This is a genomic window from Sporofaciens sp. SGI.106 (assembly GCF_050314255.1).
GTDB lineage: Bacteria > Bacillota > Clostridia > Lachnospirales > Lachnospiraceae > Claveliimonas.
Map to the genome: position 1 here is coordinate 226,501 of NZ_JBNPMZ010000003.1, position 16,663 is coordinate 243,163.

Below are 16,663 nucleotides of genomic sequence, written 5' to 3' on the forward strand. Positions count from 1 at the left end.
TTCTATTCCGCTTTTGATTCATTTCTGCCATCAATATATGGTGTTGCCGTTTTTCCGGGTGCCGCTTCCCCTTTTGCCACATATCGGATTTCAATAGCTTCCAGGCGTTTTGCAAGCCCCTCTGTACCTGCCGGTTCCCCATTTTTTGCCCAGTCAAGCCACCCGTAACTCTGGACATGTACTCTGTAATATACATCATACTTCTGTTTCAGCTCATCGGTCAGCCTGATCTGAATAGCCTCCAGACGCTTTGCTTCCCCTTCCGTTCCGGATACCTCACCATTACGTTTCCATGACGTTTCCCAGCCATAGGTCTGGACATGGGTACGGTATTCGACATCTCCGGAAGTCTGTGCATCTTTATTTACTATGGAAATGGCTTCCAGACGTTTTGCTTCTCCTTCTGTTCCGGATAAGTCTCCATCAAACACAAACGACTGCCAGCCATAACTCTGAACATGAGTCCGGTATGCTATCCCGGCTTTTCGGAAACAGTTTTCCGTACTTCCGGGTGCCTGATTTCCTTTTTTTACTAGCTTAATCTGTATTGCTTCTAAACGTTTTGCATATCCTTCCGTACCGGCCGGTTCTCCATTTTTTGCCCAGTCAAGCCACCCGTAACTCTGGACATGCACTCTGTAATATACGTCATAATATTCTTCTATCTGACCTGTTAATTTAATTTTGATTGCTTCCAGGCGCTTAGACTGACCGCTTGTTCCGGACTCCTCACCATCCTGCTTCCAGTTCTGCCAGCCATAACTCTGGACATGGGTACAATAGGTGACACCTCCGGAATACTCTGTATCGTCCAGATTGATTTTTATTGCCTCTAAACGTTTTGCGCTTCCTACTGTACCGGACACTTCGCCGTCACCACATTTTTCCTGCCAGCCATAGCTCTGAACATGGGTACGGTATTCTATCTGTTTTCTGGTGGATTTATATGGGCATTCAGTTGTCCCCGGCGCTTCATCATTCTTTTTAACAATCTTAGCCTGAAGAGAACGCACTTCTTTTGCATATCCGGAAGTCCCTGCCGGTTCTCCGTTTTCTGCCCAGTCAAGCCAGCCATAACCTTCCACATACACACGATAATACACATCAAACTGCTGAGCCAGTTCTCCTGTTAATCTAAGACGAACTGCTTCCAGACGCTTCCCTTCCCCAGGTTTTCCTGCAGCTCCTTCAGAAACCCAGTCCTGCCAGCCGTAGCTCTGCATATATGCGGAATACTCGACATTTCCCGCATTCTGCTGATTCATCAGGCGGAACGTTACAGCTTCTACTTTTTCTCCGGATGTTTTTCCGACTCTCACACCGTTTGTCGCTTCTCCATTCCATTTTTGCCCGGAATATACATCATATACAACATCGGTCATTGCAAGTTCTGATGCATCTTCATATATTCCCGCATCTGCGGTCACCGTATGGCTTCCCGCCGACAAAGTATATACCAGATATCCATCCTCCCTCGAAGCGGAAACTCGCTTTCCATCCACAGTAAGTACAGCGTTGTTTTTAGAAACAGGAATATATATATCAGCTTTTGAATTTGATGGTACTGTTACATCACAGGAAATTCCGCCTTTGCCATCCATCGTATACGAGATTTCTATGGTACCTTTTAATGTTGGCTGCTTAATGGAAGCCTGGCTGACTCCTCCCGGCTGCAGCTTAATCTGAAAAGAATCAAATCCTGCTTCCGTGGGTCTGATTCCAAACAGACCTCTGGACAGCATGCTTCCGGGAGCAGTTCCCCATGGATGACACAGACTGATATTTGACTTCAGATCGCTGTTCCACGCTTCTGAGGTCACTGTAGCACCCAGTCCATACATCATATATGCCCAGCTTTTTACACCCAGAATATCATCCGGATTGCTCATAATTTTTCTCGCCAGATCACCGTGGTTACTCTGATACAATCCCTGAAGCAGGAAATACGTTCCATACACACTCATTTTCACTTCCTGATCCTGTTCAATGACCCCGGCCATACGATCCGCCATGCTCTGACTCTCATAGATTCCAAATGCCAGTGCATAGGCTGTGGCATGCTGCGATGAATGCTTCACCTGTTTTCCATTAACATCCAGCCCGTCATAATACTCTCCTGTTTCTGAATTATACAGCTTTTTAATCATATTCTGGCGTATCGTATCAGAAAGACCTTTATAATACTCACTCTCCTCCGTGTGACCCAGAGCTTCTGCAATGGATGCCATATCAGCATATCCGCCTGCACACACAGCGTTGAATACTGTATTATAATAGGATTCTTCTTTATTATATCCATCGGTTTCTGTTGATGGCCAATCCACCATGATTTTCTGATTCGAAACCCTCGGAGATGTAATATCTCCCATCAGTCCCACCGAAGAATCAAAATATTCCTCAAGACTTTTTTCTTTCAACTTCTGATAGGACTGTTCCAGATTACGCATATCACCGGTATACATGTAATTCTCATATATTAGCATAATATTATAAAGTGAATACTCGGCAGGCCATGTCGTATTATCCAATAAATATTCTGCTGTAAACTTCGCAGAAGGCGAAGCTTCCGAAAAACTGTAACTGTTCATTGTAGTGATCAGTGCATCACCCTCGTAAGGATTCCTCTCCCTGTTCTGTGTATCCACATATAAGTCCTGGGCCGTAATCTTGCTGGTGTATTTCATCATGTTATACAGTTCATTCAACAGATTGTTTGACGAAGAAAAAGAGGAGGCTTCATCTTCAAATTCCTGACGTATTGTCAGTCCCATTATATTATCTGTTCCGATATTATCTGCACAGTTTCTGACTGTTACATAACGAAAAGTCTTCATGCCGATACCGGATACTTTCTGCCATCCACTTCTCAGAGTCCATGTCTCCTGATACACATTACCCGTGCTCAGCTTATATTTAGCATTACCGGATTCATCCAGCTCTTCTCCGTATTCCAGCGTTATCGCACCTCCGCCTGAAGAAATATTCAGTTCTATTCCTCCAACAATCTCGCTCCCGAAATCAACAAGCCAGGAGCCATCTGCCTGCTTTTCCACAGACTGAGGAGTCACCGGATATCGCTTCATACCTGCCAGCCCGGATGGTTTTAATTCATAATTACTTAAATAATCCTTCACCACCGGCACTGACCAGCCTCCATCCGCATATCCTGCAGTACACCAGTCAAAAGGATATTGTGATACGTTCAGATTATCCTGTCTTGCTGTATAATAATTTGTTCCGATGGAACTGTTATTATTTCCAACGAAAACATTATCAGCATTTTTCACCTTCCACGCACCCGTATCTCGCGCCGTATTATCTATGATTTCTTTGGTTCCGTCTGAATAGAAAAAAGTAATCTGAGACAAAAAAGATGCCTTTTTTTCCGAATAACAGATTGAACCAATTATATTCTCTTCCTCTGTCAGTAAATCCGTAATATCATAGGTATGATAATACGCTGTTTTTCCATTCGTTCTTACCGGACCCAGTCCGATCTCCTCTCCGTTTACATATAAATTATATACATATTGCTTTGTTTCGTCAGCAGACGTGGCAGTCACACTTAACACTGCCCTTTCAAGATTGTCAGGTCTTTGCAGCTTACGACGTAAAAAAACCGTCTTCTGTCCATCGCTCCCCCAGATTCCGTTTCTGCCAGCCCATTCTGACCCGACCGCAGTTGAAAATGCCTGTGGCTCTGAGAAAGAGCTCTCTTTACCATCCTCATTCATCGTCTGAACCTGCCAATAGTACAACTCATTATCAGCAAGTTCCTGTGAAAGATCATATAACACAGATGTATTATCCGAACTGTCTACCCATTCAGAATCATATACAAATGTCCCCTGTGTCAGATTCTCTGTTCTTAAAAAAATTCTGATACGGTACGCCTTCTGGCTCTCCATACCATTTTCCATACTATTACTCCATGAAAAGGAAAGCGCACTCTTTTCCACTCCATGAGGTGTACTCAGCAAATTAATCCTTAATTTTGTCGGAGCGTCATTATCCTCAGCCAGATAATTCAAAACATCTGAATCGTCTCCCTCTTCCTGAATATCAGTTAATCCTTCCCCTATCGAAAAATCCTCTTCTTCATCAGCATTCTCTTCCGGAAGATTCACATCATACACTGTTTCTTCAGAACTATCTGTGTTCGAATCATCTATCTCTTCAGCTCTGACCGGCATCCCCATATTTGTGACTAAAAAAATACTTAAAAGTATGAAACTTATAACTCTGGTCTTCTTTTTCATTTTGTATTTCCTAACTTTGTATCCCAAAGGATTATCCTGTTACATGAAATCAGCGGCTGAATCACAGATGATTAAAAAATCATCTGTGAGACTCGGCCGCTTATAATCTAATTATATACAACTACCGTTGTGCCTCTTGGAATATTATCATAAATCCATTTTGCATTCTGCACTTCCAATCTCACACAACCGTGTGATAACGCCATTCCCACTCTTCCGTCTGCAATTGCTCCGTTTGGCCAGCAAAGCACTGAATGGAAAAGATAGTCCCCGTAGAACTGTGTCCACCAGAAACACCTGTATGCTCCGGAATCAAAATAATATCCTTTGTTGCCAACAGAGAACACACCACTTACCGTTGGCGTACTCGGCTTACCATTTGCACAACTCCAATACTGGACGTTACTCCAGCATCCCTGCCAGCCCTGATAAATTCCCACAGTATGGGCACTTCTGTCTACCATAATAATATAAGGTGTAGTACTTCCGTACAGATTCGCTCTTCCTACCATTCCCGGATCCGGTCCCAGGTTAATCTTTCTTTCGGTATAGTAATCACTGTTTTCTCCCGGTTTAGCTGCATCTTTGGATACAAGTCTGATCTGAACCGCCTCCAAACGGTAACCGCATTTGGTAGTCCCTGCTGCCTGGCCATTTTTTGCCCATCCGAGCCATCCATATTTCTGTACATATGTGCGATAATAGATATCGTAATACTTTTCAATTTCTCCTGACAAAACCATTGTAATGGCTTCCATTCCACGGCTTCCATCGGTGCATCCTGCTATATTGCCCTGTTCTACCCAGTCTGTCCAACCGGTTCCTGACAAATGCACAGCATATTTAATGATACCGGATGGTACATATTCATTTTCTCTGTCCAGATATACACAAATGTTTTCCAGACGTCTGCTTTCACCGCCGGTTCCCAGTGTTGTTCCCTGAGTAACATTACCGCTCATACCATAGCCCTGGATGGTTCCCTTATAATACATATCGCTGTTAGCATAGCCCTGAATATATTTTGTACCGCTCGTATCCGGCACCTCATCTATACCTTTTTCAACCAGTTTAATCTTCAGAGCTTCTACCTTCTTACTCAGGTTAACAGACCCTGCTGTCTCACCTCCGGCTGCATAATTACACCAGCCTATTTTAGATAAATGGAGACTGTAGTACACCTCATAATGCTTCGCCATCTCACCTGTAAGCCGAATCTCAATTGCTTCAATTCTTCTTCCCTCTCCGGTCGTTCCTGCAAGTTCTCCATTTTGTTTCCAATCCTGCCATCCAATTCCCTGCACATGAACACGGTACTCAATTCCTCCTTCATATGGAGCTTCCGGCACACTGATCATTAATGCTTCAATTCTTTTGCTTTCTCCGGTCGTTCCGGCAATCTGATCCTCGTATTTATTTCCCTGCCAGCCATAGCTCTGTACGTGGGTCTGATACATGATTCTCGGATAGCGGTAATGGTCTTCCGTGCTTCCCGGAGCCTCTCCATTCTTTTCAACGACTCGAATCTCAATTGCTTCCACACGCTTCGCATACTGAGAACTTCCTGCTGCCTCTCCGTTCATTGCCCAGCCAAGCCAGCCATAAGTCTGACAGTGTACACGATAATAAATATCATACTTCTCAGCGATCGTTCCCGTCAGACGAATCTTCACCGCCTCAACTCTTTTGGATTTTCCCTCTGTACCGGATATTTCTCCGTTGCTTACAAAATCCTGCCATCCATAAGACTGTACATGCGCTGCATATTCCACCCCGCTTGTCTCTACATCTTCCTCAGGCAGATTAACCAGATTAATCTTCAGCGCTTCAATTGCCAGAGATTCTCCCATTGTTCCGGCAATTTCACCCTGCTCCACAGGATCCTGCCATCCAATCCTGGCTACATGAGCCTGATATTCCACTCCAAAACTCTTCTCATCCTGCTCCGGTTCTTCTGTTCCCGGCTCTTCCTCACTCGGGTCTTCATTACCCGGTTCCTCTTTGCCCGGGTCTTCTTCCTCCGTTTCCTCTCCTTCAGGCTGTTCTTCGGTTATATCACCTGATTCTTTATCATTCACACCCGTTCCAGGAGATGATTCTTCCGTTGTCTGTCCATCATTTCCGCCGTTCACAGCAGCAAATGATGGAAGTACAGAATTCACACAGAGAAGACAAACCATAAAAAATGCAATCAGAATATTACGCTTTTTCATTTTGTCACTCCTTGAAAATAACTTTTTTAATATCATATCACATAATCCATTATTTTACAAATGCCCCTTTGGTATCTCCGGGTGCATTTCCGCCTTTTTCTACAAGAACAATCTGCATTGCTTCCATTCGTTTTGACAACCCTTCCGTTCCGGCCAGTTCTCCATTTTTCGCCCAGCCAAGCCAGCCATAACTCTGACAGTGGGTTCGGTAATAGATATCATACTGCTCTGCCAATTCTCCCGTCAGTTCGATCTGGACTGCTTCCAGTCGTTTGGCCTCTCCGGTAGTTCCGGCAATTTCACCGCCTTCACGCCAGTTCTGCCAGCCATAAGTCTGCACATGAACCCGAAATCTGATATTACTGTTAAGCTTCTCATCAACCGCAGCTATTTTTACTGCTTCCAGTCGTTTAGCCATTCCTGTAGTTCCGACAGTCTCACCGTCATGTACCGTATTGCTCCATCCCAATGTCTGTACATGTGCACTGCAGGCTATCACAGCTTTTTTATAAGGTATTCCCGTATTACCGGGAGCCGCACTTCCTTTCTCCACCACTGCAATCTGAAGTGCTTCCACTCGTTTATCGTATCCCTGGTTTCCTGCTGCCTCTCCATTCTTTGCCCAGCCAAGCCAACCGTAGGTCTGGCAATGTGTCCGGTAATAAATATCATATTTGTCCGCCTCAATGCCTGTCAGGGAAATCTTTACAGCTCCAATTGCCTTTGCCTCTCCGGTAGTTCCGGCAACCTCTCCGTTTGATACCGGCTGCTGCCAGCCATCTCCGTTTACATATGCCTGATATTCTACTCCCAGATCTCCGTATCCCTCGCCTACATTGATCTTGAAAGCCTCCATTCTCTTTGCATAACCTGTCATACCGGTCTGGCATCCATTGTTTACTTCATCTCCCCAGCCAAAAGACTGCATATGGGAAGAATATCGTATAACATTCGGATCTTCCACATCTACCGGTTCTGCATCACTCGATTTTACCATCCAGAAATTGAGATCCACATTCCCGTTTATTCCCTGAATGCTTCCTTTTTCCGTACACTGCCACATGTCATAGGCACCGGTATATGTACAGGCGTCACTCCACTGTGCAACCCATTTAGACCAGGATCCATTATTGAACACAGGATCTGTCAGATAAGTATTCCACCAGCTCAGACTTGCATATATTCCTACCCGGTAACCCGCTGCCGAAACCTTATCGCAGAAAGTTTTTGCTATGCTGCCCAGCATCGCATCCCCTACATCCTGTGTGGATGAATCCTCCATATCAAAGTAAACCGGGTAGGACGGATGATGTCCCTGCAATAGGCGCAGCGCATGATCAGCTTCACTGGATGCCCTGTCTGTATTGGTTGCATAGGAATAGAGATATACTCCATAAGGAATGCCAAGACGTTCACACTCTGAAACATTGTATTCCCACCAGTCATCATCCTGGTCTGTATAATCCATTCCCCATCCACATCGAATGATCGCATATTCTACACCATCCGCTATTGCTGCTTCCCAATTGATTTTCTCATTCCACTCGCTGACATCAATTCCTTTTTTCTCAGCTCCGGGAATCACTTCGCCTTTACTGTTCACATATCTGCCATTCACCTTGCGCCATGCATTGGAAGAATCCGATTCTGCACTATACATCTGCACCGACCGCCCCTGTTCAATCGGCTGACCATCTGAAAACCTCCAGCTGTTCGCCTTCATGTCCTTCTCAGGGCTCTCTGTACTTTCCACAGCATATCCAACACAATTTGTCACGCCGACTCCTGTAAAGAAGACACTTGCACACAACAGCATTGCCACAATCTTTTTTATCCTCATTTTTTATTCACCTTCTAAATAACCTGATGACTACTCAGTCACATTTGGAGTCTTAGTACTTCCCGGTGCCTCCTGACCTTTTTCTACCAGAACGACCTGGAAAGCTTCCATACGCTTTTTCAGTCCTTCTGTTCCGGCCATCTCTCCATTTTTTGCCCAATCTAGCCAGCCATAACTCTGACAATGAGCCCGATAATAAACATCGTATTTTTCTGCCAGTTCACCTGTAAGCTTAATTTCAATTGCCTCCAGGCGTTTCTCTTCTCCCAGTGTTCCTGCAACCTCATTACTGTCACGCCAGCTCTGCCAGCCTTTGCTCTGTACATGAACACGATACTTTATATCATTCTGGTAGCCTTTCAAAAGGGGGCTAATCTGCACAGCTTCCATTCTCTTAGCCTCCCCGACCGTTCCACTGATCTGACCACCAAATACATATTGCTGCCAGTCATAACTTTCTACATTACTCCGATACTGGATCAGCTGCTGAACAAAAGATGTTTCTGTTTCTCCCGGTGCACTCTGACCCTTGTCCACCAGTACAATCTCAATTGCTTCCAGACGTTTAGAGCCTCCCGCCGTTCCGGCAATCTCTCCATTTTTCGCCCAATCAAGCCAGCCATAAGACTGCGCATGAACACGATAATATATATCATAGTTTTCTGCCATTTCTCCGGTCAGTCTGATTCGGATTGCCTCCAGCCGCTTTGACTCACCTGTCGTTCCGGCTACACTGCCATTCTTCACCCAATCCTGCCAGCCATAACTCTGCACATGAACCTTATATTCCACATCTCCGGAATAATTTGGATCCAGCAAACAAATTTTAATTCCTTCAAGCCTCAGCGCTTCTCCGGTGGTTCCATTCGTCTCACCATCCACAGATGCATCCTGCCATCCTTCATTCTGCACATGTGTAGAATATCTTAACTGATACTGTTTATAGGATATTCCCGTCGTTCCCGGCGCTGCTCCTCCTTTTTCCACCAAACGGATCTCAATCGCTTCCATGCGCTTTGCTCCGCCCATAGAGCCTGCAGTCTCACCGTTTTTCGCCCAGTCAAGCCAGCCAATCCCCTGGACATGAGCCCTGTAATATACATCATAGTGTTTTTCCATATCTCCGGTGAGCTTAATCTGAATTGCTTCCATCCTCTTACCTTCTCCGGTAGTTCCGCTCACAAGATCATTGTTTACCCAGTCAAGCCAGCCATAGCTCTGTACCAGACTTCTGTACTGAACAGTTCCGCTGTATTCCGGATTATCCAGACGTATCTTAATTGCCTCAATTCTCTTAGCTTCTCCGGTAGTTCCCGCAGTAGCACCATTTTTCTTATAAGCCTGCCAGCCATAGGACTGCACATGCGTGCTGTAGGCAATTCCATTATCAACTATTCCACCTGTTCCCTCTGATACTTTCTGCACATAATTCTTGCTCACATATGCGTACATCTGTGCGCTGTCGTACTTTCCGGTATCTTTATTAATTGACTCTCTGCTGCTGTCCAGCACGGGATCACTCTGTATTTTATAAAAATCACCAGATTCTCCTAAAATCAAAAATGCGAAATTAGAAGGATCTCCGGTTGAGAACAATCTCGTAGATGACGTAGTTGCCTCTTTTCTTACATTCAGATCCGTATGATCATACGGAACCATATCCTTGATACCCAGAGTATATTTATCCTGGTCTTTTTTATTGTTTGCATTATCAAATTCCCAGGCGATAGAGGCAATCTTCTCTCCCCAGTAGGGGTCAGATGCATAACTTACGTTGATACCACTTGCCTTATCTCCCAGAAATCCGCCATGATAATATGTCCACCCCGCTCTCAGATAACGCTTGGACATATAGGTTTCAGCAAAATCATTAATACATGCCTCTACGCTGGAGAAGCTGTCCGCACTCTCTCCCGGTGAGCTGTCCACTGCATTAAGTCCGAAAAGATTGTTTTTCTGTTTTGCAATACTGCTGGTTCCCCATCCGCTTTCCAGAGCTGCCACACCTGCCATCAGAAGAGCATTCACCCCGTATATATTCTGCTTTTCAACAAATGTTCTTCCCGTGTTATACATCTTGGAATCACTGGAGGACAATTTGCCGTTGACCATCGCATTCATCTCATCTGCAGAATAGCCGGACTTGCCCCTCAGAGGAAGATACTGGAAATAATTATAATATGGATTAGATGCATTAACTGCATTCTTTCTTGTGTCAGCCTGATAATCTCCCAACATCACATCGTAATCTGTATAAAAATAATGTCCATCGTAACTATAATATGTAGTTCCCGTCGTCAGATATGATGGCTGTGTTCCCACATTAATAGAACTTCCATATCCCGGAGTAGTCATATCCATACAAATATTATGAATCAGATTCGTACCATTTGCATAGTAATTACTGTAACTCTCCACGCTTCCAAGTGTCACTACCTGGACCTTTGATGCATCTACAAGACCAATCACTCCGCTTTGCAGGAATTTAATCTTGCCACCTTCCGTGCCAAGATATGCACCGTCTGCACCACTCCGTCCATAGATATACCCGGATCTTCCGGTCTCATATTCCGTATATTCCGTGATGTCAGTAACCACTGTTCCTGACGAATCAGCCCGGAAATTAACCACCTTCGTTGATGCACTTCTTGCACTGTAAGCAGTCGCTCCATCCTCAACAGCGCCTGATTCCGTGTCCTCCACAACAAAAGTATTTCCATGTTCATCCACGCCGATCACTTCCTCCACGGTTTCAGGTACTCTGCTCATATCCTGAACATCCGTCTCTGCCGGTGTGTTTGGATCACGGGTAACAACTTCACTGTCTGAAACGGAATTGTCACTCTGAGCAGAGAACTCCTCTATACGGCTTTCATCCTCCTCAGCCGCATACGCAAGCTTTGTTGGACAGGCCAGCACAGAAAGGCAAATAATTAATGCCACAATTTTTCTCCAGTTCTTTTTCATGCTTTTATCCTCCTGTGATTATTATTTAAATCTCCACCTCGAAGTTCCTATACAAACGGTCTCACAACACCTTTAATATTAGATCTGGAGCCATTTTTTATCGGCCATACTACAACCTCATTCGGCCAGGATTCTATCACCTGATCATTTCCCAAATAAATAGCCACATGAATGACTACGCCGGATGAATTCTGATAAAAAATCAGATCTCCTCTTTGTCTCTCTGCATATGACACATGCATAAACTGTGAAGAAGCCCACATATTTCTGGACTCATACTCATATCCCGGCTGAGCATGTCGCACAGGATTGATCGGTGATATATCCATCCCTGCCGCATAAAGTCCCTGCATAACAAGACCGCTGCAGTCAACTCCCGTTCCCACAGGACCGGAAGCACCGATTACATACGGTGTTCCCAGGTAAGAATATGCTGTATCTATCATTGCTTCAATATGATCTGATCTTGTACTCTCATCATTCACCCTTATCGGACTTACATAAGCTCCCCACTGTTCCCACTGAAGCTCATCAAACCCCAGTCTTAACCAGGTAAGTAAATCTACATTTCCCGTTTCACTGAGTCCATTTTTTCTCTGGAATCTCGCAACCGCATTTTCCACATCATGTCCATAAATTGCTCCGCCCATTCCAATTCCGGATCCTAAGCCAAGCTTCTGAATCACCTTCATTACTTTTACCCCTTCATATCCATAAGAAAGAGTATATCCTCCACCACTCAGAGTAATAGAGTCCTGAATCTGATAATACTGTCCGGGATTCTGATACCGTCTGTATTTTTTCTCTGTATAATAATTAGAATTACTACCTGGAGCAGCAGCATCCTTGGAAACCAGTTTTATCTGAATTGCTTCCATGCGATAACCATTCTTGGTAGTTCCTGCATCCTGTCCATTCTTTGCCCATCCGAGCCAACCATATTTTGCAACATGTGTCCGGTAATAAACATCATAATACCGGGAAATATCGCCAGACAGGGAGATTCGAATGGCCTCTATCCCATGAGAACCATCCTGGCTGCCACTGATGGTTCCCATTTCCACTTCATCCTGCCAGCCTAGTCCGGATAAATGGGTTGCATAGCGGATACTTCCTTCCGGCTTATTTTCACTGTCCCTGTCCAGATACAGTACAATATTCTCCAACCGCTTTTTTTGTCCAACCGTTCCAAGGATTTCGCCCTGAGCAACATTACCGCTTTCTCCGGTATCCTGAATGTATCCTGCATAGTAAAAATCTTGAGTCGCGTAACCTTCTACAAATTTCCTGCCTTCTGTTTCCGGTGCTTCTTCCCCTTTTTTCACAAGACAAATTTTCACAGCTTCTATCTGCTTACTCAGATTCATGCTTCCTGTGGTTTCTCCGTTCAACGCATAATTACACCATCCGATTTTTGCCATATGTACGCTGTAATACACGTCATAATACTCTGCCATTTCACCGGTAAGCTGAATCTCAATAGCCTCAATTCTCTTTCCTTCGCCAGTTAGCCCTGCAAGTTCTCCATTCTTTTTCCAGTCCTGCCAGCCATAAGTCTGAAGATATACTCGATACTGAATATCTCCTTCATATTCCTGTTCGGGAAGGACGATTTTGATTGCCTCTAATCTCTTTTTCTCACCAACGACTCCTGCCACTTCATCATCATATACCTGCTTCTGCCAGCCGTAATACTGTGAATGGGTCTGATAACCAACCTGATAATGCATGAAAGGTTTATCAGTACTGCCCGGCGCGTCCTCACCTTTCTTCACCAGACGTATCTCCATCGCTTCCAGACGTTTTCCCATTCCTGCACTTCCCGCACTGGCACCGTTACATGCCCAATCAAGCCAGCCGTAAGTCTGTATATGTACACGATAATAGATATCGTATTCCTCCGCAAGCTGTCCTGTCAGTCTGATTTTCATCGCTTCCAGACGCTTTGATTCTCCTGTTGTACCGGAAACTTCTCCATTTGAAACAAAATCTTTCCAGCCATATGTCTGAACATGGGTTGTATATTCAATGGTACCCTGTTCCTCAGAAATATTATTCAAATGGATTTCCATTGCCTCTAAACGCAGTGACTGACCACTGGTTCCAGCCATTTCTCCCTCTTTACATTCCTCCTGCCAGCCAATAGACTGTACATGAACTCGATAGGTAAGTTCCGGCTTATTTTCCGATTCAGGCTTTTCCTCCTCTGATCCTTCCGGCTCCTGCTCCGGCTCTTCGCCTTCATTTTCACCTTCTGTCACTTCACTTTCATTGTTCTCAACCGGCTCCTGCTCCTCCGCTTCAGATACAAAATCTTCTGCTTCGCTTTTCACCACTGCTTCATTTTGCTCTGCTGCCTTTACCTGTATGATCGGACTCATAGCGAAAACACAGATCATTACTGCTGCCAGAGAAAAAGATAAAAACTTTTTCATTATGTACCTCCTTTACCAAACTTATTTTTATTGTCTACTATTGAGCAATATTCATTGTACTTCCCACCATATACTGTCCGCCTTCCTGATCAATTACATAAGCCTCTATGTGGTAGTCTCCCAGCACATACCCGAAATTGGCAATATTAATATCTGCATAATAATTGCCCTCTCCGTCCGGTTCCATTCGAATCCACTGCATATCACTCTGGTCGTTACCTGTCCATACAGCCAACGCCACAGAATCCAGCTCACTCCGCATATGAACAATATCTGTAACTTCTACCAAAAAAGCACCTTCTTCTTTGCGATATGCTTCTGTCCAGATTTCAGCAGCCGGCATTACTCCGGTTCGTGCAAGCAATTCCGGTTTTTCTGCATCAATATCGGCAAGTTCTTCCATCATTTCAGATTTTCGGCTTACTTCTTCCTTTACTTTCTCCCTTCCATACCGTTCCGTCAGAGTCTGTGTCGTTGAAAACAGGTTCGTCCCTAATCCAAGCCTGTTTCCTTCTATCTTTACCCCAAGCGAAGCCAGTGTTGTGGGAAACATATCAAAAGTAGTATAATTTCTTGTCGCGTTCTCTTTTACATCAACCGGAACATTAATATAAGAAGTATAAACTCTGCGGACATATTCCGAATCAATACCTTTGCAAAAATCACTGTCCATTGTCGGGTGATCTCCCACCAGTACGATCGTGGTATTTTCATAAAACGGCTGCTCCTGAATCCATTTTACAAATTCGTTAACCTGATAACTGGAGCAGGCCATTACATTCGCGTACTGGTCATCTCCATATGTATCTGGACATTGTTCACATACATATCCATCTTCAAAATGTGTATCAACCGTCAGTAAAGTCAAATTAAAAGGATTATCCTGAGATGCCAGTTCCAGTATCTTCTCCTTTGCAAAGCCAAAAAGCTTCTCATCCTCATATCCCCACCACACATTATAATCTTCCGGAATCAGTCCGTTGTCATGGGCATAATTATAATCAATAAAATCATAATTTCCGTGTTCAGAAAAATATAGCCTTCTTCCTCCAAACGTCGCATCCGAGCCAATCAACAGAGTCTGAGAATATCCGGCCTGTTCCAGAACATCTCCCAACGTCATAACACCGGAGAAAAAGGTATCCTGTGTGTCCATATCATTTCCATTTAATGATGTGCTCAATGGTAAACCGGCTGTCTGTGCAAACATGGCCCCCATAGTCCAGGTGGTTCCCGGCATAGAATAACCACCGTTCAGTTCTTCACTCTCTCCCGAAAAATCTTCATTCTCCTGTGCAAGGACTGTCAATTCAGGAATCACATTTTCCTCAAAAGCACCGCCGCTTTTTTTATCCGCATAGGTAGTTTCCATGGATTCCAAAAAAATGTAAATCAGATTCCTTTTCCGTTCCGGAAATGTAAGACTCACATCAGCAGGGGAAACGTAATTATCATCTATAAATGTGGAATATGTTCCCTGTGACTCGGCATATCCGCCTACATCTAATTTATTCCATGCAGCGCGGACATTAATCCCGCATACTGCCAATGCAAAAACAGTCCCGAATGCCATGAAAACAAAATACTTTTTATTTCCTCTGAGTGTAATAAAAATAATCATTGCTGCCAACAGGATCAATACTGCCGGCACGATACATACATTAATATAATCTATTATCATCCCCGTGTTTGTTCCCTCCAACGGAGCAGTCAGGTGAAACACCATTTCTTCCATTGTAAGATTACTCCAGGTATCAAACATCCATTTAATACTAAAACACAGAATAGTTGCCAAAACCATCAGAAAAATTGAAAGCACAGTTCCTGCTATGCATAATATTTTCCGGGTAAATGCGTTTATCTTTATCTTCATCTTAACATTTTCCTTGTCTGTTACTTTTTCTTACTGTCTCCTCGCAAATCAGTCAAATTAGATTTAAAAACAGCAAAAATGGACCGAACCATCTTTCAGCCCACTTTAGCTTTTCGACTTAATATACACTGGTATCATATATTCCGGAGTCTATCAACTCTCTGATAGCTGTTACCACACTTTCTTTATCTTCCTTATATGTAACGCCAAACCATTGATCCTTTGACTGCAGAACTTTTACTTCCACTTTTTCTCTCTTCAGCAATTCCCCGACAATTGTAGGAAGAAGATACTCAGCTTTCAAATTATCTGAAGATGTATTTTCCAAAAATTCTGAAAATCCCTTTTCCAGAATGTCGAAAAACTCTGGTGTCAGCCCCCACATATTCATAGACACTTCCGATTCCACATCAATCTCTGTCCTTCCGGTTTCGTCAACAACCTCAGCACGGTCTCCGACCTTTACAATATTATGTGTCTCCACAATATCTGTGAGCATGTGCTCTTCATTCACATGACACACTCCTCTTGTGACACTTCCATTTTCACTCAGAGTATTCTTCAGCACAAATCCCACCATACATATGGAAAGCTTATCTTTCTGTTCTGCATGACACTCTCCGGTCAGATAATCATATGCTTCTTTATACGCCTGCTTTCCGTAAAAATCATCTGCATTTATTACAAGGAATGGCTCTTTTACTACATCTTTGCAACACAGGATTGCCTGGCCTGTTCCCCAGGGTTTTGTTCTGCCGGCAAATTTTTCTTTATATTCTGACGGGATATCATCCAACTCCTGAAATGCATATTCCACAGCTACTTTTTTCTCAATCCGATGACCTATGATTTCTTTAAAATCCTTTTCCAGATCCTTGCGGATAACAAATACTACTTTATCAAATCCCGCTTCCAGCGCATCATAAATGGAATAATCCATAATGATCTCACCATTTGGTCCGACAGGTTCCAACTGCTTGATTCCACCACCGAAACGGCTGCCGATTCCTGCAGCCATAATAACTAATGTAGCTTTTCCCATTTAAATATTTCTCCTTTAGTAATTATTACCCATA

Annotated in this window: 7 protein-coding genes; all 7 read right to left on the reverse strand. The window is 43.9% G+C overall.

The genetic code is table 11. The annotated features are described in order from the left end of the window. Positions 1 to 2: 2 nt before the first annotated feature. Positions 3 to 4,259 carry a family 78 glycoside hydrolase catalytic domain gene (locus ACQRCC_RS04130; protein WP_427849530.1) on the reverse strand — a complete coding sequence of 1,419 codons (4,257 nt, stop codon included), beginning with the start codon at positions 4,257 to 4,259 and terminating at the stop codon, positions 3 to 5. Between the two features lie 107 nt (positions 4,260 to 4,366). Next, positions 4,367 to 6,472 carry a L,D-transpeptidase family protein gene (locus ACQRCC_RS04135; protein ID WP_427849531.1) on the reverse strand — a complete coding sequence of 702 codons (2,106 nt, stop codon included), beginning with the start codon at positions 6,470 to 6,472 and terminating at the stop codon, positions 4,367 to 4,369. A 49-nt stretch (positions 6,473 to 6,521) separates the two neighbouring features. After that, positions 6,522 to 8,312: a GH25 family lysozyme gene (locus ACQRCC_RS04140; RefSeq protein ID WP_427849532.1), complete on the reverse strand. Its 1,791-nt coding sequence runs from the start codon at positions 8,310 to 8,312 to the stop codon at positions 6,522 to 6,524. Positions 8,313 to 8,342: 30 nt separating this feature from the next. Beyond that, a complete protein-coding gene (locus ACQRCC_RS04145) occupies positions 8,343 to 11,279 on the reverse strand; it encodes a glucosaminidase domain-containing protein (RefSeq protein WP_427849533.1) in 2,937 nt (978 codons plus the stop codon). A 47-nt stretch (positions 11,280 to 11,326) separates the two neighbouring features. Continuing rightward, the gene (locus ACQRCC_RS04150; protein WP_427849534.1) at positions 11,327 to 13,714 is read right to left on the reverse strand and encodes an NlpC/P60 family protein; all 2,388 of its coding nucleotides are present in this window, start codon (positions 13,712 to 13,714) and stop codon (positions 11,327 to 11,329) included. Between the two features lie 37 nt (positions 13,715 to 13,751). Further along, the gene (locus tag ACQRCC_RS04155; protein ID WP_427849535.1) at positions 13,752 to 15,587 is read right to left on the reverse strand and encodes a sulfatase-like hydrolase/transferase; all 1,836 of its coding nucleotides are present in this window, start codon (positions 15,585 to 15,587) and stop codon (positions 13,752 to 13,754) included. 118 nt (positions 15,588 to 15,705) lie between these two features. Beyond that, positions 15,706 to 16,629 (reverse strand): nucleotidyltransferase family protein, encoded by a 924-nt coding sequence (locus tag ACQRCC_RS04160; RefSeq protein WP_427849536.1) that lies wholly within the window; start codon positions 16,627 to 16,629, stop codon positions 15,706 to 15,708. Positions 16,630 to 16,663 lie beyond the last annotated feature (34 nt).

Excerpts from the sequence above, each read along its gene's own strand:
- ACQRCC_RS04130 (WP_427849530.1), bottom strand. The coding sequence starts at position 4,259 with ATGAAAAAGAAGACCAGAGTTATAAGTTTCATACTTTTAAGTATTTTT.
- ACQRCC_RS04135 (WP_427849531.1), bottom strand. The coding sequence starts at position 6,472 with ATGAAAAAGCGTAATATTCTGATTGCATTTTTTATGGTTTGTCTTCTC.
- ACQRCC_RS04140 (WP_427849532.1), bottom strand. The coding sequence starts at position 8,312 with ATGAGGATAAAAAAGATTGTGGCAATGCTGTTGTGTGCAAGTGTCTTC.
- ACQRCC_RS04145 (WP_427849533.1), bottom strand. The coding sequence starts at position 11,279 with ATGAAAAAGAACTGGAGAAAAATTGTGGCATTAATTATTTGCCTTTCT.
- ACQRCC_RS04150 (WP_427849534.1), bottom strand. The coding sequence starts at position 13,714 with ATGAAAAAGTTTTTATCTTTTTCTCTGGCAGCAGTAATGATCTGTGTT.
- ACQRCC_RS04155 (WP_427849535.1), bottom strand. The coding sequence starts at position 15,587 with ATGAAGATAAAGATAAACGCATTTACCCGGAAAATATTATGCATAGCA.
- ACQRCC_RS04160 (WP_427849536.1), bottom strand. The coding sequence starts at position 16,629 with ATGGGAAAAGCTACATTAGTTATTATGGCTGCAGGAATCGGCAGCCGT.